17 protein-coding genes and 1 pseudogene are annotated in these 22,259 nt (G+C 74.3%); 3 read left to right on the forward strand and 15 right to left on the reverse strand.

All coding sequences use genetic code 11. The features are described from left to right. Positions 1-102 precede the first annotated feature (102 nt). The 7 genes from topA to ACIQKA_RS24585 form a co-directional block, all read right to left on the reverse strand. Positions 103-2,958: a type I DNA topoisomerase gene (topA, locus tag ACIQKA_RS24555; protein ID WP_402542391.1), complete on the reverse strand. Its 2,856-nt coding sequence runs from the start codon at positions 2,956-2,958 to the stop codon at positions 103-105. A gap of 272 nt (positions 2,959-3,230) precedes the next feature. After that, entirely contained in the window at positions 3,231-3,428 is a 198-nt protein-coding gene (locus ACIQKA_RS24560; RefSeq protein ID WP_383430954.1) for a hypothetical protein, read from the reverse strand. Positions 3,429-4,179: 751 nt separating this feature from the next. Next, positions 4,180-5,766, reverse strand: a complete 1,587-nt coding sequence (locus ACIQKA_RS24565; RefSeq protein ID WP_383150354.1) for a methyltransferase — start codon at positions 5,764-5,766, stop codon at positions 4,180-4,182. 316 nt (positions 5,767-6,082) lie between these two features. Beyond that, positions 6,083-6,763, reverse strand: a complete 681-nt coding sequence (locus ACIQKA_RS24570; protein WP_383150299.1) for a small secreted protein — start codon at positions 6,761-6,763, stop codon at positions 6,083-6,085. Positions 6,764-6,924: 161 nt separating this feature from the next. Beyond that, positions 6,925-9,318: a sodium-translocating pyrophosphatase gene (locus ACIQKA_RS24575; RefSeq protein WP_402542393.1), complete on the reverse strand. Its 2,394-nt coding sequence runs from the start codon at positions 9,316-9,318 to the stop codon at positions 6,925-6,927. 347 nt (positions 9,319-9,665) lie between these two features. Continuing rightward, a complete protein-coding gene (locus tag ACIQKA_RS24580; protein WP_383150296.1) occupies positions 9,666-10,124 on the reverse strand; it encodes an ATP-binding protein in 459 nt (152 codons plus the stop codon). A 15-nt stretch (positions 10,125-10,139) separates the two neighbouring features. Next, positions 10,140-10,493: an STAS domain-containing protein gene (locus ACIQKA_RS24585; protein ID WP_030205962.1), complete on the reverse strand. Its 354-nt coding sequence runs from the start codon at positions 10,491-10,493 to the stop codon at positions 10,140-10,142. Between the two features lie 80 nt (positions 10,494-10,573). Here ACIQKA_RS24585 and ACIQKA_RS24590 point away from each other — a divergent pair, with 80 nt between their 5' ends. Continuing rightward, positions 10,574-13,273, forward strand: a complete 2,700-nt coding sequence (locus ACIQKA_RS24590) for a DEAD/DEAH box helicase (protein ID WP_402542395.1) — start codon at positions 10,574-10,576, stop codon at positions 13,271-13,273. A gap of 40 nt (positions 13,274-13,313) precedes the next feature. Here the strand turns inward: ACIQKA_RS24590 and ACIQKA_RS24595 are convergent. From ACIQKA_RS24595 to ssd, 7 genes and pseudogenes are all read right to left on the reverse strand, one after another. Next, positions 13,314-13,610, reverse strand: a pseudogene (locus ACIQKA_RS24595) (Rv3654c family TadE-like protein); the annotation flags it as partial. After that, positions 13,607-14,086 (reverse strand): TadE family type IV pilus minor pilin, encoded by a 480-nt coding sequence (locus ACIQKA_RS24600; RefSeq protein ID WP_402542397.1) that lies wholly within the window; start codon positions 14,084-14,086, stop codon positions 13,607-13,609. The gene ACIQKA_RS24600 and the pseudogene ACIQKA_RS24595, both read right to left, overlap by 4 nt. Then, complete coding sequence (locus tag ACIQKA_RS24605; protein ID WP_383150352.1) at positions 14,073-14,306, reverse strand: DUF4244 domain-containing protein; 234 nt, start codon at positions 14,304-14,306, stop codon at positions 14,073-14,075. The genes ACIQKA_RS24600 and ACIQKA_RS24605 overlap by 14 nt, the downstream gene beginning before the upstream one ends. 145 nt (positions 14,307-14,451) lie before the next feature. Continuing rightward, positions 14,452-15,225: a type II secretion system F family protein gene (locus tag ACIQKA_RS24610; protein WP_402542398.1), complete on the reverse strand. Its 774-nt coding sequence runs from the start codon at positions 15,223-15,225 to the stop codon at positions 14,452-14,454. After that, positions 15,225-16,103, reverse strand: coding sequence for a type II secretion system F family protein (locus ACIQKA_RS24615; protein ID WP_402542400.1), 879 nt, complete (start codon positions 16,101-16,103; stop codon positions 15,225-15,227). Before ACIQKA_RS24615 ends, ACIQKA_RS24610 begins: the two co-directional genes overlap by 1 nt. Then, a complete protein-coding gene (locus tag ACIQKA_RS24620) occupies positions 16,100-17,275 on the reverse strand; it encodes a TadA family conjugal transfer-associated ATPase (protein WP_390111520.1) in 1,176 nt (391 codons plus the stop codon). The genes ACIQKA_RS24615 and ACIQKA_RS24620 overlap by 4 nt, the downstream gene beginning before the upstream one ends. Beyond that, a complete protein-coding gene (ssd, locus tag ACIQKA_RS24625; RefSeq protein ID WP_402542418.1) occupies positions 17,272-18,315 on the reverse strand; it encodes a septum site-determining protein Ssd in 1,044 nt (347 codons plus the stop codon). The genes ACIQKA_RS24620 and ssd overlap by 4 nt, the downstream gene beginning before the upstream one ends. A 684-nt stretch (positions 18,316-18,999) precedes the next feature. Between ssd and ACIQKA_RS24630 the strand changes: the two genes are divergently transcribed. Continuing rightward, the gene (locus ACIQKA_RS24630; RefSeq protein ID WP_383150206.1) at positions 19,000-19,866 is read left to right on the forward strand and encodes an HAD family hydrolase; all 867 of its coding nucleotides are present in this window, start codon (positions 19,000-19,002) and stop codon (positions 19,864-19,866) included. Positions 19,867-20,351: 485 nt separating this feature from the next. On the opposite strand, the gene ACIQKA_RS24635 is transcribed toward ACIQKA_RS24630, so the two are convergent. Further along, entirely contained in the window at positions 20,352-21,170 is an 819-nt protein-coding gene (locus ACIQKA_RS24635; RefSeq protein WP_383150204.1) for an oxidoreductase, read from the reverse strand. A 102-nt stretch (positions 21,171-21,272) separates the two neighbouring features. Between ACIQKA_RS24635 and ACIQKA_RS24640 the strand changes: the two genes are divergently transcribed. Then, positions 21,273-22,247, forward strand: coding sequence for an ATP-binding protein (locus tag ACIQKA_RS24640; RefSeq protein ID WP_383150203.1), 975 nt, complete (start codon positions 21,273-21,275; stop codon positions 22,245-22,247). Positions 22,248-22,259: the final 12 nt, after the last annotated feature.

Genomic DNA, 22,259 nt, shown 5'->3' on the forward strand with positions numbered 1-22,259 from the left:
AGGAACGGCGAAGGGCGGAGGGGGCGAAGGAGGAGGAACGGCGAAGGGCGGAGGCCGTCCGGCCCCCGCCCCCCGTGATCGTCCCCGGGCCGCCCCGAAGGGCTACTCCGGCTTCGCGGACGCCGTCTTCCCGGCCGCGGCCGTCTTCTTCGCCGCCGTGGTCTTCGCCGTCGTGCTCTTCGCCGCCGTCGTCTTCTTCGCGGCCGTCTTCTTGGCCGCCGTCTTCTTGGCGGGGGCGGCCTTCTTCGCGGCGGTCTTCTTCGCCGGGGCCTTCTTGGCGGTCTTCTTGGCCGGTCCCTTGGCCCGCTTCTCCGCGAGGAGCTCGTAACCGCGCTCGGGCGTGATCGTCTCCACGCTGTCGTCGGTCCGCAGCGTCGCGTTCGTCTCGCCGTCGGTCACGTACGGGCCGAACCGCCCGTCCTTGACGACCACGGGCTTCTCGCTGACCGGGTCGGTGCCCAGCTCCTTCAGCGGCGGCTTGGCCGCGGCCCGGCCCCGCTGCTTCGGCTGGGCGTAGATCGCGAGGGCCTCGTCGAGCGTGATGTTGAAGAGCTGCTCCTCGTCGGTGAGCGACCGCGAGTCCGTGCCCTTCTTCAGGTACGGGCCGTAACGGCCGTTCTGCGCGGTGATCTCGACGCCCTCGGCGTCCGCGCCGACGACCCGGGGCAGGGACATCAGCTTGAGCGCCTCCTCCAGGGTCACCGTGTCGAGGGACATCGACTTGAAGAGCGAGGCGGTGCGCGGCTTGACCGCGTTCTTGCCGGTCTTCGGGGTGCCCTCGGGCAGGATCTCGGTGACGTACGGGCCGTAGCGGCCGGCCTTCGCGACGATCTGGTGGCCGCTGACGGGGTCGGTGCCCAGCTCGAAGTCGCCGCTCGGCTTGGCGAGCAGCTCCTCGGCGAGCTCGACGGTCAGCTCGTCGGGCGCGAGGTCGTCGGGGACGTCGGCCTTCTGGTACTCCTCCTGGCCCTTCTCGCCGCGCTCCACGTACGCGCCGTAGCGGCCGACGCGGAGCACGATGCCGTTGCCGACGGGGAAGGAGGAGATCTCGCGCGCGTCGATGGCGCCGAGGTCGGTGACGAGCTCCTTGAGGCCGCCGAGGTGGTCGCCGTCGCCGTTCCCGGCGTCCGCCGCGCCGCCGTGGCCGCCCGCGCCCCCCTCGGTGTCACCGAAGTAGAAGCGCTTCAGCCACGGCACGGACTGGGCCTCGCCGCGCGCGATGCGGTCGAGGTCGTCCTCCATGCGGGCGGTGAAGTCGTAGTCGACGAGCCGCCCGAAGTGCTTCTCCAGGAGGTTGACGACGGCGAAGCTCAGGAAGGACGGCACGAGCGCCGTGCCCTTCTTGAAGACGTAGCCGCGGTCGAGGATGGTGCCGATGATCGAGGCGTACGTCGACGGGCGGCCGATCTCGCGCTCTTCCAGCTCCTTGACCAGCGAGGCCTCGGTGTAGCGGGCCGGCGGCTTGGTCGCGTGGCCGTCCGCCGTGATCTCCTCGGCGCTCAGCGCGTCGCCCTCGGCGACCTGCGGCAGGCGCCGCTCGCGGTCGTCGAGCTCGGCGTTCGGGTCGTCGGCCCCCTCCACGTACGCCTTCATGAAGCCGTGGAAGGTGATGGTCTTGCCGGAGGCGCTGAACTCGGCGTCGCGGCCGTCGGAGGCCCGGCCGCCGATCTTCACGGTGACCGAGTTGCCGGTGGCGTCCTTCATCTGGGAGGCGACGGTCCGCTTCCAGATCAGCTCGTACAGCTTGAACTGGTCGCCGGTCAGACCGGTCTCCGCCGGGGTGCGGAAACGATCACCCGAAGGCCGGATCGCCTCGTGCGCCTCCTGCGCGTTCTTGACCTTGCCCGCGTAGACGCGGGGCTTCTCCGGCAGGTAGTCGGCGCCGTACAGGTGCGTGACCTGCGCCCGGGCCGCCGAGACGGCGGTGTCGGACAGGATCGTGGAGTCCGTACGCATGTAGGTGATGAAGCCGTTCTCGTACAGCTTCTGCGCCACCTGCATGGTCGCCTTCGCACCGAAGCCCAGCTTGCGGCTCGCCTCCTGCTGGAGGGTGGTGGTCCGGAAGGGGGCGTACGGGGAGCGGCGGTACGGCTTCGACTCGACCGAGCGCACGGAGAACGCGGTGTCGGCGAGCGCGGCGGCGAGCGTCCGCGCGTTCCGCTCGTCCAGGTGGAGGACGTTCGCGGTCTTCAGCTGCCCGTCGGGGCCGAAGTCGCGGCCCTGCGCGACGCGCCGGCCGTCGACCGACGCGAGGCGCGCGACCAGCGAGGACGGGTCGGAGGCGTCGCCCTTGCGGCCGGTGGAGAAGGTGCCGGTGAGGTCCCAGTACTCGGCGGAGCGGAAGGCGATGCGCTCGCGCTCGCGCTCGACGACCAGGCGGGTGGCGACGGACTGCACGCGGCCGGCGGAGAGCCGGGGCATGACCTTCTTCCACAGGACCGGCGAGACCTCGTAGCCGTAGAGGCGGTCGAGGATGCGGCGGGTCTCCTGGGCGTCGACCATGCGCTGGTTGAGCTCGCGCGGGTTGGCGACGGCCTCGCGGATCGCGTCCTTGGTGATCTCGTGGAAGACCATCCGGTGGACCGGGACCTTGGGCTTCAGGACTTCCCTGAGGTGCCACGCGATGGCCTCGCCCTCGCGGTCCTCATCGGTGGCGAGGTAGAGCTCGTCGGACTCGGCGAGCAGCTCCTTGAGCTTCCTGACCTGCGCCTTCTTGTCGGCGTTGACGACGTAGACGGGCTGGAAGTCGTGCTCGACGTCGACTCCGAGGCGGCGCACCTCGCCGGTGTACTTCTCGGGCACCTCGGCGGCGCCGCTGGGGAGGTCGCGGATGTGCCCGACGCTCGCCTCGACGACGTAGCCGGGGCCGAGGTAGCCCTTGATCGTCTTCGCCTTGGCAGGCGACTCGACGATGACGAGTCGGCGGCCGCCGTGTGCGGTCTCGCTGGTCGGGGACAACTTCGCTCTTCTCTCCGGTTCGGCACTCTCAGGGCACGTACGGCGCGCGTACCGGGCACGTACGGCGCCGGCACGCACGGCAGCGGCACGGACGGTGACGCTCCCGTCGCTGCGGAGTGTGACGGTACAACCCGCCCCCGTGTCAAACGGCAAAAGACCGCAACGGCCACTCGAACGGTAACCCGAGTCCTGGCATTCCTGCCGCCCGGACTCCCGGACCGGCGGGGCGGAGCGTGCGCGCCGGTGATCGGCGGCGGCACCGGAGGGGGTGGTCAGAGGCGCCCGAAGCACCAGACGCCGAGGGCGAGGGAGAGGGCCCCGGAGAGGCTCGTCAGCGCGACCGCGGCGCGCGGCGGGATGCCGTGCGCGACGGGCTCGCGGTGCAGCGCGCGCACGGCGGTCCACAGCAGCAGCGCGCCTCCGAACAGCGTGAACGCCGCTCCCGCGAAGATCGCCGGCCCGCTCTCCATGCCCGTACCCCGTTCCGTCCGCGTGCGGTGATTCGTCTCCCGGAGGGGAGGCTCGCACTCCCGGGAGACGCGGGCGCGAACTCCGGATGAACGCCGTGGGCGACCCGGCCGGGTTTCACGAAGATGGCCGGTAGTGACCCGCCCCTCACTCCTCCCCGTCCCCGCCGCTCCCCCGGCCGCCCCCTCGTCTGTCACTCATGTCACTCCCCTCTTTCCTCACACCGCGCGTCACGCGCCACACCTCACGCGTCACGCGTCACGCGTCACGCACCGCGCCACTCGCCCCACGCCGACGCGGCCCGGTGGCGGTGCGGGTGCCGGTGCCGGCGAAGAGGCCGGCGAACGGTCCGTCGGTCGTGTCGCCCCGCACGCGGGAGGCGGAAGCCGCGGGGGCGGCGTTTCCGCGGAGGGGGAGCGGTCGTGGACGGCGTCCGGGCACCCGTGCGGGCGGGCGCAGGGGAAAACCTGGAGGAGGGGCGCGACCAGCGGTGTTCCGACGGGCATCGGCGGGGCGGCCCCGTCGGACGGCGCCCGGCGGAAGATCGTTCCGCGGACGGCCACGAGCCGGGCGGCAGCGGGAAACGGAACACGCCTGTCCGGCCCTCCGGGCCCGGACGGAGGGCCCGGGCGGAGGGGCCGGGCGGAGGGGCCGATCCGGATCAGGCGTGCGGCGCGGTCCTCGTCGAACGACCGGCGCGGTCCTCGTCGAACGACCGGACCGAACCGTGCCGGACGGCCGGCCCGAACCGCGTCAAGAGCCCTCCTCCGCGTCCCCTTCGCCGACGGGCAGCAGGAAGCCCTCCTCGACGAGGAGCCTGATCGCCTGCGGGGTCCGGTCGCGCAGCAGGACCGGGTCCTCGCCCATCAGCTGACCGATGGCGTCGAGGATGCGGCCCGCGCTGAGGGTGCCGTCGCAGACCCCGGCGAACCCGGCGCCGACGTGGTCCACCCGGGTCGCGCGGCGCATGCCCCGGTTCTGCCGGAGCACCACGTGCTCCGGGTCCTCGGCGCCGGGCAGGCCGACCTGCTCCTGGACCACCTCGGGCGCGAGCGTGAACCGGTCGGCGAGGAGGGCGGCGTCGTCGTGGGTCCGCAGGTAGTCCTGCCGCTCGAAGTGGGCGCGGACGGCGGGTCCGAGGGGCTGCTCGACCGGGTGCGGCCACTCCTCGATCACGATCGAGGGCTCGACCGCGCCGGAGGCCACCGCCGCGTTCCGCCGGAGCGTGATCCAGCCGAAGCCGACCGCGCGCGTCCCGCGGGCCTCGAACTCGTCGAGCCAGCGGGCGTACGCGGCCCGGTAGGCGGCCGGGTCGCCCCGGTGGTCGCCGCTGTCCCGCAGCCACAGCTCGGTGTACTGGGTGACGTCCTGGACCTCCCGCTGCACGATCCAGGCGTCGCAGCCTCGCGGCACCCAGGACCGCAGCCGCTCCTGCCACTCCTCGCCGTCCACGTGCTGCCAGTTGGCGAGGAACTGGGCGTACCCGCCGTCGTTCAGCCGCTCGCCCGCCTGCTGCACGAGCGTGCGGCACAGGTCGTCGCCGCCCATCCCGCCGTCCCGGTAGGTGAGTCCGGCGCCGGGGGAGATCACGAACGGCGGGTTGGAGACGATCAGGTCGTACGCGCCGTCCCCGACCGGCTCGAAGAGCGAGCCCGCGACCAGCTCGGCCTCCGCGGCCCCGGAGAGGGCGAGGGTGAGCCGGGTGAAGTCCAGGGCGCGCGGGTTGAGATCGGTGGCGGTGACCCGGGTGGCGTGCTGGGCGGCGTGCAGCGCCTGGATGCCGGAGCCGGTGCCGAGGTCGAGCGCGGAGGAGACCGGCGTGCGGACGGTGATGCCGGCCAGGGTGGTGGAGGCGCCGCCGACGCCGAGCACGACCCCCTCGTCCTTCTTCCCGATGCCTCCGGCGCCGCCGACGGCGCAGCCCAGGTCGGAGACGATGAACCAGTCCTCGCCGTCGGGCCCGCCGTACGGCCGGACGTCGACGGTGGCGCGCACGGTGTCGTCCTCGCGGACCACCCAGCCGTCGGCCACGGCCTCGTCCAGCGGGAGCGCGGCGGCGGCCCGGGCGTGCTCGACGGGCTCCTGGAGCAGGAAGAGCCGGACGAGGGTCTCCAGCGGTCCGTCGCCGCCGGTGGCGCGCAGGGCGGGCACGGTCTCGCTGCGGGCGAGCGCCGCGTAGGCGGGGGCGCCGAGCAGGTCGAGCAGCCCGTCGGCGGTGAAGGCGGCGGCGAGCAGCGCCTCGCGCAGACGGGTGGCGTGCGCGGGCACCGGGAGGCGGGAAGTCAGGCTGGTCGTACTCACCGCCCCATTGTGACAACCGACACCGACATCGGCCGCCATCGACATCGGTGGTCGGTGGTTGGTGACGGGTGACGGGTGACGGGTGACGGGTGACGGGCAATGGGCGCCGACGGCGACGGGCCGTCGGCAGCCGTCGATCGGCCCTCCGCCGCTGTCCGCCCGCCTTCTGCGGCCGGGTCTTGGAGACGGGCCAAGCCCGGGGGACGGGCCGAGCCCAGGGGACGGGCCGAGCCCAGGAGTCGGGCCAGGCCCGGGGAACGGGCCGAGCCCGGAAGCCAAGTCCGGACCCGGAAAGCAGGCCCGGCCCGGATGGCGGGCCCGAGCTCGGAAAGCGGGCGCCCGGGCCCCCGGAGGCCTACTCCTCGCTCTTGGCGGCCGTGGCCGACCCGCTCGGCTTCGCGGACGCCCCCGGGGCGGGCTCGGCGGCGCCGCCCGCGTCCGCGGTGGCTCCGGCGCCCGGGGCGCCGGAGCCCGAGGGCTTCGGCGGGGTCGAGGCGGTGGGCTTCTGGCAGCCGGGCTGCTTGGCCATCGCCTTGCCGAGCTCGCCCTCCTCCAGCTTGGAGAGGGCGTTCTGGTCCATCTTCTCGATCTTGGTCAGCCCGTTGGCGACGTTCTGGAGGCCGTCCGCGAACTTCTGCTGGTTCGACGGGTCCAGGGCGTCGACCTGCTTCTTGAGCCCCTCGTAGGCCACCGCGGTCTCGTTGAGCTCCTTGATCGCGTCCTGCTTGATCTTCTCGCCGTTGTCCACGGGCGGGGCGCCGGCGCCCTCGACGGCCTTCGCGAGGGCGCGGTCGGCGTTGGCGATGTCCTGGAACGCCTTCGAGTCCGCGGCCTGGATCTCGGCGGGCTTGCTGTCGGCCGCCGTCGAGATGATGATCTGGTGGGCGTCGGCCCGCTTCTGGATCTGGGGCTTGGCCTGGTCGCAGAACGTCTTCGCCCAGTCGTCCACCTTGTTGCCCTCGTCGTCGCTGCAACCCGACAGCGCGAGCACCAGTACCGCGCCGCCGGACAGTGCGGCCGCAAGCTTCTTGTTCACCGGATCGGTCCCTTCCAAGGCTCTCGGCCCCGGAACATACACGCCGAACGGGCTACTTCCACCTTTCGTACGACCGATTCATCCCCTATTGAAGCCTTTTGAACCAAGGGAGAGACCGCTCACGCTCCTCCCGCCGTCTCCCTGGGCGAGACGATTCCGCGTCAGGAGACCTCCACCGAACGCCTCTTGGAGAGGAGCACGGCGGCGACGACGACGAGCAGCGCGACCGCCGCGACGGCTCCCCGCGCCCAGGCGTTCGCGTCGTCCCCGTGGCCGAACCGCACGACCGCGGGGGCGATGAGGAGCGCGACCAGGTTCATCACCTTCAGGAGCGGGTTGATCGACGGTCCCGCCGTGTCCTTGAACGGGTCGCCGACGGTGTCCCCGATGACGGTCGCCGCGTGCGCCTCGCTGCCCTTGCCGCCGTGGTTACCGTCCTCGACCAGCTTCTTCGCGTTGTCCCAGGCGCCACCGGAGTTGGCGAGGAAGACCGCCATCAGCGCCCCCGTCCCGATCGCCCCGGCGAGGTACGCGCCGAGCGGGCCGACGCCGAGCGCGAAGCCCACCGCGATCGGGGCCGTCACGGCGAGCAGGCCGGGCGTGGCGAGTTCGCGCAGCGCGTCCTTGGTGCAGATGTCGACGACCCGTCCGTACTCCGGCTTCTCGGTGAGGTCCATGATCCCGGGGTGCTCGCGGAACTGCCGCCGCACCTCGTACACCACCGATCCCGCCGACCGGGACACGGCGTTGATCGCGAGGCCCGAGAAGAGGAAGACGACCGAGGAGCCGAGGATCAGGCCGAAGAGGTTGTTGGGCTGGGAGATGTCCATCGAGAGCGTCGCCCCGCCCGCTTCCGCGCCGACGTCGGCGACCGCGGTCGCGATGGCGTCCCGGTACGAGCCGAAGAGCGCGGCGGCGGCCAGGACGGCGGTGGCGATGGCGATGCCCTTGGTGATGGCCTTGGTCGTGTTGCCGACGGCGTCCAGGTCGGTCAGGACCCGCGCGCCCGCGCCCTCGACGTCCCCGGACATCTCCGCGATGCCCTGGGCGTTGTCCGCGACCGGGCCGAAGGTGTCCATGGCGACGATCACGCCGACGGTGGTGAGCAGGCCCGTCCCGGCGAGCGCGACCGCGAAGAGCGCCAGCATGATCGAGGTCCCGCCGAGCAGGAACGCCCCGTAGACGGTGAGCCCGATCAGGAGCGCCGTGTAGACGGCGGACTCCATGCCGAGGGCCACGCCCGCGAGGACGACCGTCGCGGGGCCGGTGAGCGAGGACTTCCCGATGTCCCGCACGGGCCGCCGGTTCGTCTCGGTGAAGTAGCCGGTGAGCTGCTGGATGAGCGCGGCGAGGACGATGCCGAGGGCGACGGCGACCAGGGCGAGGACGCGCGGGTCGCCCCCGTGGCCGGGGACGCCCGGCTCGGTGACGCCCTCCAGGTCGGCATAGGAGGACGGCAGGTAGGCGAAGGCGGCGACGGCGACGAGCCCGAGCGAGATCACCGCCGAGACGAGGAAGCCGCGGTTGACCGCGCTCATCCCGCCTCGGTCGGCCCGCCGGGGCGAGACGGCGAGGACGCCGATCACGGCCGTGACCACGCCGATCGCGGGCACGATCAGGGGGAAGGCGAGGCCGTGGTCGCCGAAGGCCGCCTTGCCGAGGATGAGGGCGGCGACCAGGGTGACGGCGTACGACTCGAAGAGGTCGGCCGCCATGCCGGCGCAGTCGCCGACGTTGTCCCCCACGTTGTCGGCGATGGTGGCGGCGTTGCGCGGGTCGTCCTCGGGGATGCCCTGCTCGACCTTGCCGACCAGGTCGGCGCCGACGTCGGCGGCCTTGGTGAAGATGCCGCCGCCCACGCGCATGAACATGGCGATGAGCGCCGCGCCGAGTCCGAACCCCTCCAGGACCTTGGGCGCGTCGGCGGCGTAGACGAGGACGACGCAGGCGACGCCGAGCAGCCCGAGGCCGACGGTGCACATGCCGACGACCCCGCCGGTGCGGAAGGCGATCCGCATGGCCCGGTGCGCGGCCCCGTCCGGGTCCCCCTCCGGCTCGCCCGGCGCCGGGGCGGCGCCCCTGGCCGCCGCGGCGACGCGGACGTTCGCCCGTACGGCGAGCCACATGCCGATGTATCCGGTGACCGCCGAGAACAACGCCCCGACCAGGAAGAACAGGGACCGTCCGGCGCGCTGCGACCAGGTGTCGGCGGGCAGCGCGAAGAGCAGGAGGAACACGGCGACGGCGAAGAGGGCGAGGGTCCGCAACTGTCGCGCGAGGTAGGCGTTGGCCCCCTCCTGCACGGCGGCGGCGATCTCCCGCATCCGCTCGGTGCCCTCGCCGGCCGCGAGCACCCGGCGGGCGAAGAACCACGCGACGACCAGCGCGGCGAGGGCGACGGCCGCGACGCCGACCACGATCGCCCGGTTCCCGCTCGTGAGCACCGCCGCGGCGAGGGGAGCCGGGTCCGCGGGCAGGGAGAGGGAGCCCGAAGGGAAGAAAGCGGAACCTGCGGCGAGGGAGGCCGGATCCGTGGAGAGGGAGACGGGGTCCATGGAGAGGAGAACAGGATCCGTGGGCAGGGAGCCGGGGTCCCCGGGGAGGAGAGCGGGGCCCACGGGCGGGGAAACGGGTCCCGTGGAGAGAGAAGCGGAATCCTTGGGGCGGAGAGCCGGGCCCGGGGCGAGGGAAGCGGGGTCCGTGGGGACGGATCGGTCCATGGGGACGGATCATAGGGAGGCGAACCGGTACATACGGGGACCCGGAAGGCCCCCGCGCGGATGCACCAATCACGGCCGCCCCGCCCGGGACCGGACGCACCGGGACACGGGAAGAGGCCCCGCCGGGCGGGGCCTCTTCCCTCACTGCCGTTACTGCCGCGTCCCGCGGGTCCGGGCGCGTCTCAGGACAGGACGCCCGCCGGGCTCACCGGCCAGGTCATGCGGAGGGTGCCGCCGTCCGTGCCGGCGCTCACCTCGACGTCGTCGACGAGCCCGCGGATCACCGCGAGACCCATCTCGTCCTCGCCGTCGGCGTCGTCGAAGTCCTCGGCCGGGGCCTCGGCGCGCGCGCCGGGAACCCCGACGGCATCGGCCGCCGCCACCCCCGCGCCCGGCACCTCGTCGCCGACCTCGATGGAGAAGGACTTCTCCTCCTCGGTCAGGACGACCCGGATGGGGGTCGTGACGTCGTTGCTGCGGTGCAGCCCGACGGCACGGGAACACGCCTCGCCGACGGCGAGGCGCACCTCGTCGAGGACCGCCTCGTCCACTCCCGCCCGGCGCGCCACCGCGGCCGCCACCAGGCGGGCCGTCCGGACGTGCTCGGGCTGGGCGCTGAAGCGGAGTTCAACGGTGGCCATGCGAACCCCCTGGGCTCAGTCGACGGCGTTGACGGCCTCGTCGACCGAGGTGTGGATCGGGAACACCTTGGTGAGGCCCGTGATCCGGAAAATCTTGAGAATGCGCTCCTGGTTGCAGACGAGGCGCAGCGAGCCCTCGTGGGCACGGACGCGCTTCAGGCCGCCGACGAGCACGCCGAGGCCGGTGGAGTCGAGGAAGTCCACGCTCTCCATATCGACGACCAGGTGGTAGCTGCCGTCGTTCACCAACTCGACCAACTGCTCGCGCAGCTTGGGCGCGGTATACACATCAATCTCGCCACCGACCTCGACGACCGTACGGTCACCACCAGCACCGGTCACATTGCGAGTCGACAGGGACAGGTCCACGGATCCTCCAGCACCTTGCTATCGGGCGATCGTTCTCTCGGGTCTCCCGGACGGAGCCGAGAAACGGATCGCCAGCCGCGATGGCATTCAATCACTTACCAACAGCCATGCACGACGCCTTGGAAGCATTGTCCGTCATGGCAGTGACACACTCGATGCCGATGGCCAAGAATCACCGCCCCAGTCGTCCCGCCGGGGACAAGGGCAGCCGCCCCTCTCCCGGCATGGTCCTCGACCGGCTCTCCTCGGGCGAGAGCCGAGCCGCGCGCATCACTCATACGGAGCACATGCCCGCCCGGGCGGGTCGTCATGCGGTCTGGCCGCACCGCATCCGCCCGGAGGTGATCGCGGCGATCCAGGAGGCCGGGATCGAGCACCCGTGGGCCCATCAGGCACAGGCCGCCGAGCACGCCCTCGACGGCGAGTCCGTGGTGATCGCCACCGGTACCGCCTCGGGCAAGTCGCTCGCCTACCTCGCCCCGGTCCTCAGCACCCTCCTGGACGGCTCCGAGGCCCCCAACGGGCGCGGGGCCACCGCCCTCTACCTCGCCCCCACCAAGGCCCTCGCCGCCGACCAGCGCCGCGCCGTGCGGGAACTGGCCGCCCCGCTCGGCAACCGGATCCGCCCCGCCCTCTACGACGGCGACACACCGGTCGAGGAGCGCGAGTGGGTCCGCCAGTACGCGAACCTCGTCCTGACCAACCCCGACATGCTGCACCGGGGCGTCCTGCCCTCCCACCCCCGGTGGTCCTCCTTCCTGCGCGCCCTGCGCTACGTCGTGATCGACGAGTGCCACACCTACCGGGGCGTCTTCGGCTCCCACGTCGCCCAGGTGCTGCGGCGCCTGCGCCGGATCTGCGCCCGGTACGGCTCCGAACCGGTCTTCCTCCTCGCCTCCGCCACCTCCGCCGACCCCGCCCGGGCCGCCGGCCGCCTCACCGGCCTGCCGGTCACCGAGGTCTCCGACGACGCCTCCCCGCGCGGCGAGCTGGTCTTCGCGCTGTGGGAGCCGCCGCTGACCGAGCTGCACGGGGAGCGCGGCGCGCCCGTCCGCCGCACGGCCACCGCCGAGACCGCCGACCTGCTGACCGACCTGACCCGGCAGGGCGTCCGCTCGGTCGCCTTCGTCCGCTCCCGGCGCGGCGCCGAACTGATCTCGGTGATCGCCCAGGAGCGCCTCGCCGAGACCGACCGCGCCCTGGCCCGCCGCGTCGCCGCCTACCGGGGCGGCTACCTGCCCGAGGAGCGCCGCGCCCTGGAGCGGTCCCTGCACTCCGGTGAGCTCTTGGGCCTGGCCGCCACGACCGCCCTGGAGCTGGGCGTGGACGTCTCCGGCCTGGACGCCGTCCTGATCGCCGGCTACCCGGGCACCCGGGCCTCCCTGTGGCAGCAGGCGGGCCGCGCCGGCCGCTCGGGCGAGGGCGCCCTCGCGATCATGGTCGCCCGTGACGACCCGCTGGACACCTTCCTGGTCCACCACCCGGAGGCGATCTTCGAGCAGCCGGTCGAGTCGACCGTCCTGGACCCCGACAACCCCTACGTCCTCGCCCCCCATCTGTGCGCCGCGGCGGCCGAGCTGCCGCTCACCGAACCCGACCTGGCCCTCTTCGGCCCGGCCGTCCCCGACCTGCTCCCCCAGCTGGAGACGGCCGGCCTGCTGCGCCGCCGCTCCACCGGCTGGTACTGGACCCGCCGCGAGCGGGCCGCGGACCTCGCCGACATCCGGGGCGGCGGCGGCAGCCCCGTGCGGATCGTGGAGGCCGGCACGGGCCGCCTCCTCGGCACGGTCGACGAGGCCGCCTCCCACACCTCCGTCCACGAGGGCGCCGTCCACCTCCACCAGGGCCGCACCTACCTGGTGCGGGAACTCGACCTCAAGGACTCCGTGGCCCTCGTGGAGGAGGCCGCCCCGCCCTACTCCACCACCGCCCGCGACACCACCTCCGTCTCCGTCCTCGACACCGAAACCGAGATTCCCTGGGGAGCCGGTCGCCTCTGCTACGGCTCCGTCGAGGTCACCAACCAGGTCGTCTCCTTCCTCCGCCGCCGCCTCGTCACGGGCGAGGTCCTCGGCGAGACCAAGCTCGACCTCCCGCCCCGCACCCTGCGCACCCGCGCCGTCTGGTGGACGGTCACCGAGGACCAGCTCGACGCCGCCCGGATCAACCCGGAGATCCTCGGCGGCGCCCTGCACGCCGCCGAGCACGCCTCCATCGGCATGCTGCCGCTCTTCGCCACCTGCGACCGCTGGGACATCGGCGGCGTCTCCGTACCGCTCCACCCCGACACCCTGCTGCCCACCGTCTTCGTGTACGACGGGCACCCGGGCGGCGCGGGCTTCGCCGAGCGGGCCTTCCACACGGCCCGCGCCTGGCTGACGGCCACCCGGGAGGCCATCGCCTCCTGCGAGTGCGAGGCGGGCTGCCCCTCCTGCATCCAGTCCCCGAAGTGCGGCAACGGCAATGACCCCCTCCACAAGCGCGGCGCGGTCCGCCTCCTCACGGAACTCCTCCGCGAGGCCCCGGAGGACCGGGGGACGGGGGAGGAAGGCCAGGAGGTTCCTGCCCGCTCGGAGGAGGCGCCTGTCGACCCGGTAGACCCGGCGAGCCCGGCGGCCCCTGCGAGCCCGGCGGCCCCTGCGAGCTCGGCGAGCCCGGTGGACCCGGTGAGTCCGGAGAACCTGGCGGACCCGGTGAGCCCGGCGAACCCTGCGAACCCTGCGGACCCGGCGGACCGGCCCCGCCCGGCGGGAGTCCCGGGGGCCCCGCCCGCGATCTGACCTCCTGCCGGTACGGGCCCCGCGCCACCCGTGCGGCCACCTCGGCGAGCTCGCCCCGCACCGCGCACCGCACCAGCTCGGCGCCCTGCGCGCCGGCCACCCGGGAGGCGGCGGCACACGCCTCGGCCTCGCCCCACAGGGCCCGGTCGGCGGCGGCGAGGGCGGCCAGGTCCGCGGCCCCGCCGGCCCGGTGCCGGGCAGCCACCGCCTGACCGAGGGCGAGCACCGCCCCGAACACCACGCACAGCGCACAGGCCGTGAACGCCGTCCACACGGTCGCCACGCCCCGGTCACCCCGGTCACCCCGGCGGCCGGGACGGCGCCGCCCGGCCGTCACGGCGGGCCCCCGGTCCCCGGTCCCTCGACCGCGGGCTCCCCGAGGTCCGGGTCCCCGTCCGTCGCACCCCCTGTGGAAAACCCGGTGCCCCCTTCGAGGAACCCGCCGCCCTCCCCGAGGAACCCGGTGTCCTCCGCGAGGGCCGCCGCGTCCGCCCGCAGGGTGAGGCCCAGGCCCCGGGGGCCGGGGGCCGCCGCCTCCACCGTCACCCGCCACAGCTCGCCCGAGCGCGTCACCGACACCCGGGCGCCCTCGGGCGCCGCGGTCCTCGCGGCGGCCTCCGCGGCGGTCACCGGCTCGGAGCGGGCCGCCGCCCGCGCCCCCGCCCGCGCCGCGTCCACGCACCGGATCTGCGCGGCGGCCGCGACCAGCGCCCAGATCAGGGTCACCGCGAACAACGCCAGGACGGGCAGGACCATCGCCGCCTCCACGGTCGCGAAGCCCCGGTCGGCGCGACGCGCCTCAGAACGACGCATCGAGCGCCTTCCCGATCATCGACTCCAGCGCTCCCGAGACCGTCCCGCTGGTCACGACCTTGTAGAGCACCGCGGCGAACGCCGCCGCCGCGATCGTCCCCACCGCGTACTCGGACGTGCTCATCCCCTCGTCGCGGCGCGCGGCCTCCCGCCGTGTCCGCCACCACCCGCCGACCCGCTCCTTGAGCGCCGTCGCCACCACTGCCGCCGTAACCGCCATGTCGTTCTCCTCGTCGTGTTCGTTCATGCCGTGTCCCGGCATGCCTTGCCGTGCCTTGCCGTGCCTTGTCGTGCTTCGTCGTGGCGTATCTCGTCGTGCCGCGTCGCGCCCCGTCTCGTCGTCGTGCTCATCCGTCTCACCCGTCTCATCCGTGCAGCAGGCCCGTCGCGAGGCCGATCACCACCGGGGCCACGCCCACCGCCAGGAAGGCCGGCAGGAAGCAGAGCCCCACGGGTGCGCTGATCAGGACCTGCGCCCGGCGGGCCCCGGCCGCCGCCGTACGGCTGCGGGCCGCTCGCAGGGCCGTCGCGTGCCGGGCCACGGCCTCCGCCGAGGGCGCGCCCGAGGAACCGGACCGCTCCAGGCAGCGGGCGAGCCCCGCGGCACCCGGTACGGCGCCGAACCTCCGCCACACCTCGGCCGGTTCGCCGCCGAGGCGGAGTTCGGCCGCCGTGCGGGTCAGGCGCTCGCCGAGCGGGCCGCCCAGCGACCGGCCCACCGCCTCCGCCGCCTCTCCCGGCCCGGCTCCCGAGGCGGCGCAGGCCGCCAACAGGTCGGCCGCGAGCGGCAGATGCCGCGCCGCCTCCTCGTCGCCGTCCGAGTCGGACGGCGGCCGGCGCCCGGGGATCCGCCCCCGGACCCCACAGGCCACCAAGGCTCCCGCGCCCAGACCGGCGATCCCGCCGAGGAGCGCCCAGCCGAGGCCGACCGCCACCGCCGGCACCGCCCAGAGCCCCACCCACGGCGGCAACCCCGCCCGGACCTTCCGGGGTGGCGCGGCGGGCGTCCCGAGGAGGTTCCGCGCCCGCCTCCGCGTCCGGCGCGCCCACAGCTCGCGCAGCACCTCGCGGACGCCTTGCGCGCACAGGCACACCGCCGCCGTCAGGAGCGCCCCCGTCTGAAGAACGTCCAGCGGCATCACGCCCGCTCCCCTCCCCGTACGATCCGCGCGGCCCACCAGAGACCGGCCGCCTCCAGGGCGCCGCCGACGGCCAGGCAGCCCAGGCCGGCCGGGGTGTGGAGCAGCACCCGCAGCGGGTCGGCCCCGAGGGCCGTGCCGAGGGCGAGTCCCGCCGCCGGGAGCAGTGCGAGGACGGTGACCGTGGCCCAGGCCCCGGCCAGCTCGGCCCGCAACCGTTCCCGCTGCTCGTGGTGGCCCCGCAAGGAGGCCTCCAGCCGGTCCAGTCCGGCGGCCAGGCCCGCTCCCCCGTCGACGGCCACCTGCCAGCAGGCCGCCATGCCCGCGAGGCCGTCGGCGCCGTCCTGCCGGGACGCCCTCCGCAGGGCCTCCGGCACGTCCCCGCCGAACCGGGCCGCCGCGAGCACCCGCGCCTCCTCGCCGCCCAGGGCGCCGGTCTCCCGGGCCGCGAAGGACAACGCCTGCGCGGGCTGCCAGCCGGCCCGCAGCTCCCCCACGACCGCCCCGCACAGGGCCGCGACCCGCTCGGCCCGCGCCTCCTCCTCCCTCCGCCGCCCGGCGGCCCGCAGCCGCCGTCCGACCAGGGGGACCGCGAGCGCCCCCGCCACCAGCGGCAGCGGCGACTCCCCCAGCAGCGCGACGGCACCCGCCACCGGCAGGCACAGCCACGCACGCCGTCCCCGCAGCAGGGCCCGCCGGCGCGCGACCACCGCCGCCCACGCACCGGCGCCGGACCCCTCGGACCGGCCTCCCGCGAGCACGACACGCGCCCGGCCGGCCCCGCGCCGCCGCTCGACCGCCCACCACAGGGCGAGTCCCGCGCAGAACACCGCCACGCCCTGCGCCGCGCCCCGTACCGCTTCCGGCTCCGCCGTCACCACGCCCCTCCTCCGATCAGCGCCCTCAACCGCTCCCAGCCCCGCTCCCGTTCGAACCCGGACGCGCTCCACCGCAGCGCGGGAACCGTCCGCACCAGCCCCTCCCGGTCGCGCTCCAGGACGTGGACCTCGGCGATCCGCCGCCGTCCGTCCCGGTCCCGCACGAGGTGCAGCACGACGGAGAGCCCGGCGCCCAACTGGCTGTGCAGGGCGGCCCGGTCGAGCCCGGCCGCCGTCCCCAGGGCTTCGAGCCGGGCCGGTACGTCCGCCGCCGTGTTGGCGTGCACCGTCCCGCAGCCCCCTTCGTGGCCCGTGTTGAGGGCCGCGAGGAGGTCCACGGCCTCCCCGCCGCGCACCTCGCCGACCACCAGCCGGTCGGGCCGCATTCGCAGCGCCTGCCGGACCAGGTCCCGCAGGGTGACGAGCCCGGCGCCCTCCTGGTTGGCGGGCCTCGCCTCCAGGCGCACCACGTGCGGATGGTCGGGCCGCAGCTCCGCCGAGTCCTCCGCGAGCACGATCCGCTCCCGCTCCCCCACCAGGCCGAGCAGGGAGGCGAGGAGCGTGGTCTTGCCCGTGCCCGTGCCGCCGCTGACGAGGTACGAGACCCTGGCGTCGATCAGGGCCCGCAGGACCGGGGCGCCGCCGGGCGGCACCGTGCCCGCCCCGGCCAGCTCGTCCAGGGAGAAGGCGCGGGGGCGCACCACCCGCAGCGAGAGGCAGGTCGAGCCGACCGCCACCGGCGGCAGCACCGCGTGCATGCGGGTGCCGTCGGGGAGCCGGGCGTCCACCCAGGGGCGGGCGTCGTCGAGCCTGCGTCCGGCGACGGCCGCGAGCCGCTGCGCGAGCCTGCGGACGGCGGCGGCGTCGGGGAAGGACACCGGGGCCCGTTCGAGCCCGGTGCCCCGGTCCACCCACACCCGGTCGGGAGCGGAGACCAGGACGTCGGTGACCGCCGGGTCGGCGAGCAGGGGTTCGAGGGGGCCGGTGCCGATCAGCTCGCACCGCAGCTCCTCGGCGGCCCCGAGCACCTCCGCGTCGCCGAGCAGCCGCCCCTGGGCCCGCAGCGCCGCCGCGACCCGGGCCGGGGTGGGCTCGGCCCCGCTCGCCGCGAGCCGCTGCCGCACGGCGTCGAGCAGGCCCGTGCCGCCGCCTCCGTCCCGAGCCCCGGTCACACCGCACCGCCGGGCGTGAGCGCGCGCTCCCAGAAGGCGGCGCAGAACCGGCCGAGCGGCCCCCGGGGCTCGGCGCCCGGCGGGAGCCCCGCGTCCTGGTCGGCCACGATCCCCGGGTCGTAGGGCAGTTCGCCGACGAGCGGCAACCGCAGCGCGTCGGCGACCCACCGCTCGTCGAGCCCCGTCGCGTACGGCCCGCGCACCACGGCCCGCAGGTCGTGCACGGCGGCCCCGAGGACCGAGGCCATCCGGTGGGCCGCCGCGACGGCCCTCAGCTCCCCCGGCACGACGAGCAGTCCGAGGTCGATCTGGGCCAGTGCCTCGGCGGTCGACCGGTCGCCCCCGCGCGGCAGGTCGACCACGACGACCCCGCCCCGGCGGCGGGCGGCGGCGAGCACGGACCGCACGGCTTCGGGCGGCACCGGCGGCGCGGGCTCCCTGCCCCAGCTGAGCACCCGGACCCCCCGCACCGACGGCAGGGACTCCTCCAGGGCGCCGCCCGCGAGGCGGCCCTTCGATGCGGCGAAGTCGGGCCACCGCCTGCCCTCCTCGCGCTCGCCGCCGAGCAGCACGTCGAGCCCGCCGCCCAGCGGGTCGCCGTCGACGAGGAGGGTGCGCCGCCCGGCCCTGGCGGCGGCGAGGGCGAGGCCGCAGGCCAGGGTGGAGGCGCCCGCGCCCCCGCGCCCGCCGACGACGCCGACGGTCAGCGCCTGCCGGTCCACCCCCTCGGCCGCGTCGGCGATGCGGTCCACGAGGAGGCCCTCGGCGTCCGGGAGCCGCACCACGCACTCCGCACCGATCTCCACGGCGAGCCGCCACACCTCCGGATCGTCCGGATCGCGCCCGACGAGGACGGTCCCCGGCCGGCGCACCGCTCCCCGGCATCGGGCGGCGACGTCGTCGCCGACCAGGACGAGCGGCGGGTCCGTCCAGCTCGCCCGCCGCTCGGGCACCCGGTGGTGCACCTCGGGGTCGACCCCGGCCGCCGCGCACAGCCGGAGGAGGTCGTCGAGCAGCCCGAGGTCCTCGGTGACGATCAGCGGCCCGGCCCGCCGCGCCTCGTCCGCCTCCCGCGCCTCCGGCCCGGGGACCTCCGCCCGCCGCCGACCGGCTCCGCTCGCACCGCCTCCCCTCGCACCGCCTCCCTGCGGGCCGGCTCCCCGCAGACCGGCTCCCTTCGAACCGACTCCCCTCGGGCCGGCGTCCCTCGCCCCGGCCCCTCCCCGCAACGCGCCCCGGATCGTGCTCCCGGTCCCGGAAGTCCTGGATGCCACCACGGCACACCCCTCTCGTGATTCCCACCGCCGCGAACTCCGCGACAGGAATCACCGTGGGGCCGCCCGGGAAATCGTGGGGATCCCACCGAAAAACTGTGGATAAGGGTGGGCCTGTGAATAACCGCGCCACCCCTCCGGAGACTGCCCGGAACGCATCCCGCCGGTTACTCTGAGTGAGGAATCAGGAGCACGACAGCCCGATGTCCGGCCGGTGGCCGAGGGGCGAAGAGAAGGGAGCGGGCGATGTCACTCGGGCCAGAAACGGCTCCGGACATGCGACGACCCCCGCCGGGGGGGAGAGCGGGGGTCGTCTCTCCGGCCGACTCGGGGGGGGAGGAGTCGGACCGGGGTAGCACGGTCGCGAACGATCCGTGACTTCCATGGTGTACCCGAGAGGCTTCTCAGGCAAACCCACGCGCCCCAGCGTACGCCGAATGGCGGGCACCTATGCTCGGGCTCGTGGAAAACCACTCCTTGCCGCGCACAGCCGCCTTCTTTGACCTGGACAAGACGGTCATTGCGAAGTCCTCGACGCTGACCTTCAGCAAGTCCTTCTACCGGGGCGGGCTGATCAGCCGCCGTGCCGCCCTGCGAACGGCCTACATCCAGTTCGTCTTCCTGGTGGGCGGGGCCGATCACGACCAGATGGAGCGGATGCGCGAATACCTTTCCGCGCTCTGCAAAGGCTGGAACGTCGCCCAGGTGAAGGAGCTCGTCGCCGAGACCCTTCACGACCTGATCGACCCGATCATCTACGACGAGGCGGCCTCGCTCATCGAGGCCCACCACGCCGCCGGCCGGGACGTCGTCATCGTCTCGACCTCCGGCGCCGAGGTGGTCGAGCCGATCGGCGAGATGCTCGGGGCCGACCGGGTCGTCGCCACCCGGATGGTGGTCGGCGAGGACGGCTGCTTCACCGGGGAGGTGGAGTACTACGCCTACGGGCCGACGAAGGCCGAGGCCGTCCGGGAGCTGGCGAGGTCGGAAGGCTACGACCTCTCGCGCTGCTACGCGTACAGCGACTCGGCGACCGACATCCCCATGCTGGAGGCCGTCGGCCACCCGCACGCGGTCAACCCCGACCGGACGCTGCGCCGCGAGGCCGTCGCCCGGGAGTGGCCCGTCCTCTCCTTCGAGAAGCCGGTCCGCCTCAAGCAGCGGCTGCCCGAGTTCCGGATGCCGCCCCGGCCCGCGCTCGTCGCCGCGGCGGCCGTGGGCGCAGCCGCCGTCGGAGCAGGGATCGTCTGGTACGCCGCCCGGCGCCGGGCGGCTCTCGCCACCCCTCGGGCCGCCGCCGACTTTGCCCGAATGTGAGCGAAACCCCAAGAAGTGGAACCAGCACTTTCGCTTCCACCCCAAGAGGAGTAAAAAGGAATCAGGCCCGCGAGACCCAGGACATCCGAGAGGATCACCTGTTGAGCATGAAGGCCCCACGGACCTAGCACGAAAGCCAGGTACCCACGCGACGTCGACCCGTCGATTACGGGCCAGCCGCACCAGGCCACGGGCAAAGTTCCCGGCCTGATGGGCACATATCGAGGACGCTTGGTAACTGGGTGGACGTGTCAGCGGCGGTACCCGAACAGGTACCGCCGCAACCCTTTTCAGGCCTCGGAGCCGAAGCGCTCCCACCCCGGAACAGGAAGGTCCCGGAACAACCGGAGCGCCTCCGCCACGACCTCTCAGTCCGAACCGGTCTCGGTCCGACCCGGCCCCGGCCCGGTCCGGACCTCAGGCCGACCCGCTCCCGGCCCGCCGGCCCGCTCCCGACCGGTTGTTCCCGGCCCGCCGTCCTGCCCTCAGGCCGCGCCCCGCTGGAGCGCCTCGCAGACGGCCGTCGACTCCCGGGCGCCCAGTTCGACCGAGCGCCCGCAGTGCGCGATCCAGCCGCCCACGCCCTCCGGGGTTCCCGACAGATAGCCCTCGAACGCGGCGAGGTACGCGGCCCGACCCTGCTCCGCATGGCCGACCTCGGCCGGGCAGACCGCCTTGGGGTCGAGACCGCTGCCGACGAGCGCGATCCGCTCGGCCGCCCGCGCGACCAGGCCGTTGTACGAGGTGAAGGGGCGCAGCGCGAGCAGTTCGCCGTGCACCACGGCGGCCGTCACGAGCGCCGGGGCCCCGCTGCCCGCGACGATCAGCTCCGCGAGGCCGTCGAGCCGTCCGGCGACCTCGGCGGGCGTCGGCGCAGGGCCCTCGATCAGCGGCTCGTCGACCCGCTCGCCGTCCAGCCGGGGCCGTCCCACCGAGTCGTCCGGGTCGCCCGCGGCGACCAGGTGGAGGCGGGCGAGCACGCGCAGCGGCGACTGGCGCCAGATGGAGAGGAGCTGCCCGGCCTCGGCGCCCAGGCGCAGGGCGGCGCCGACCGTGCGGGCCTCGGGATCGGCGCTGAAGTCGGTGCGCCGGCGGACCTCTTCCAGGGCCCAGTCGGCGCCGGACAGGGCGGCCGAGCCGCGCGCGCCGCGCAGGGCCGCCTCGGAGGAGATCTCGTTGCTGCGGCGGCGCATCACGCGGTGGCCGTAGACCCGGTCGACGGCCTTGCGTACGGAGTCCACCGCGTCGGCGACGCCCGGCAGGGAGCCGAGGGCGGCCAGGGGGTCAGAGGCGTGCGTACTCATAGGTAGGGAGGCTACGCGCCCGGCGGCCCCGCCCCACGATGGAGTGGTCTTCTTCACGCAACCCGACCACGCAAGGCGATCGTACGGCTACCCTAGGTGAACATGAAGATCGCTTTCGTCGGGAAGGGCGGCAGCGGCAAGACCACGCTGTCCTCGCTCTTCGTCCGCCACCTCGCCGCCAACGAAGCTCCGGTCGTCGCCGTCGACGCGGACATCAACCAGCACTTGGGCGCCGCCCTCGGCCTGTCCGAGACGGAGGCCGCCGAACTGCCCGCGATGGGCGCGCACCTGCCGCTCATCAAGGAGTACCTGCGGGGCGCCAACCCGCGGATCACCTCCGCCGACACCATGATCAAGACGACACCGCCCGGGGAGGGCTCCCGGCTGCTGCGGGTCCGCGAGGACAATCCGGTGTACGAGGCGTGCGCGCGCCCGGTCCGGCTCGACGACGGCGAGGTCCGGCTGATGGCGACCGGCCCCTTCACGGAGTCGGACCTCGGGGTCGCCTGCTACCACTCGAAGGTCGGCGCGGTGGAGCTCTGCCTCAACCACCTGGTCGACGGCCCCGACGAGTACGTGGTCGTCGACATGACGGCCGGCTCGGACTCCTTCGCCTCCGGTCTCTTCACCCGCTTCGACATGACCTTCCTGGTCGCGGAGCCGACCCGCAAGGGGGTCTCGGTCTACCGCCAGTACAAGGAGTACGCACGGGACTTCGGGGTCGCGCTCAAGGTCGTCGGCAACAAGGTGCAGGGTCCGGACGACCTGGACTTCCTGCGCGAGGAGGTCGGGGAGGACCTGCTGGTGACGGTGGGCCACTCGGACTGGGTCCGCGCCATGGAGAAGGGCCGCCCGTCCCGCTTCGAGCTCCTGGAGGCGGAGAACCGCATGTCGCTCCAGGCCCTCCAGGACGCGGCGGACGACTCGTACGCCCACCGCGACTGGGAGCGGTACACGCGGCAGATGGTCCACTTCCACCTGCGGAACGCGGAGAGCTGGGGGAACGCCAAGACCGGGGCCGACCTGGCGGCGCAGGTCGACCCCGGTTTCGTGCTCGGCGAGCCGCTGGCCGTGTAGCGTCCGGCGGTT

Source organism: Streptomyces sp. NPDC092045 (genome assembly GCF_044756005.1).
Lineage (GTDB): Bacteria > Actinomycetota > Actinomycetes > Streptomycetales > Streptomycetaceae > Streptomyces.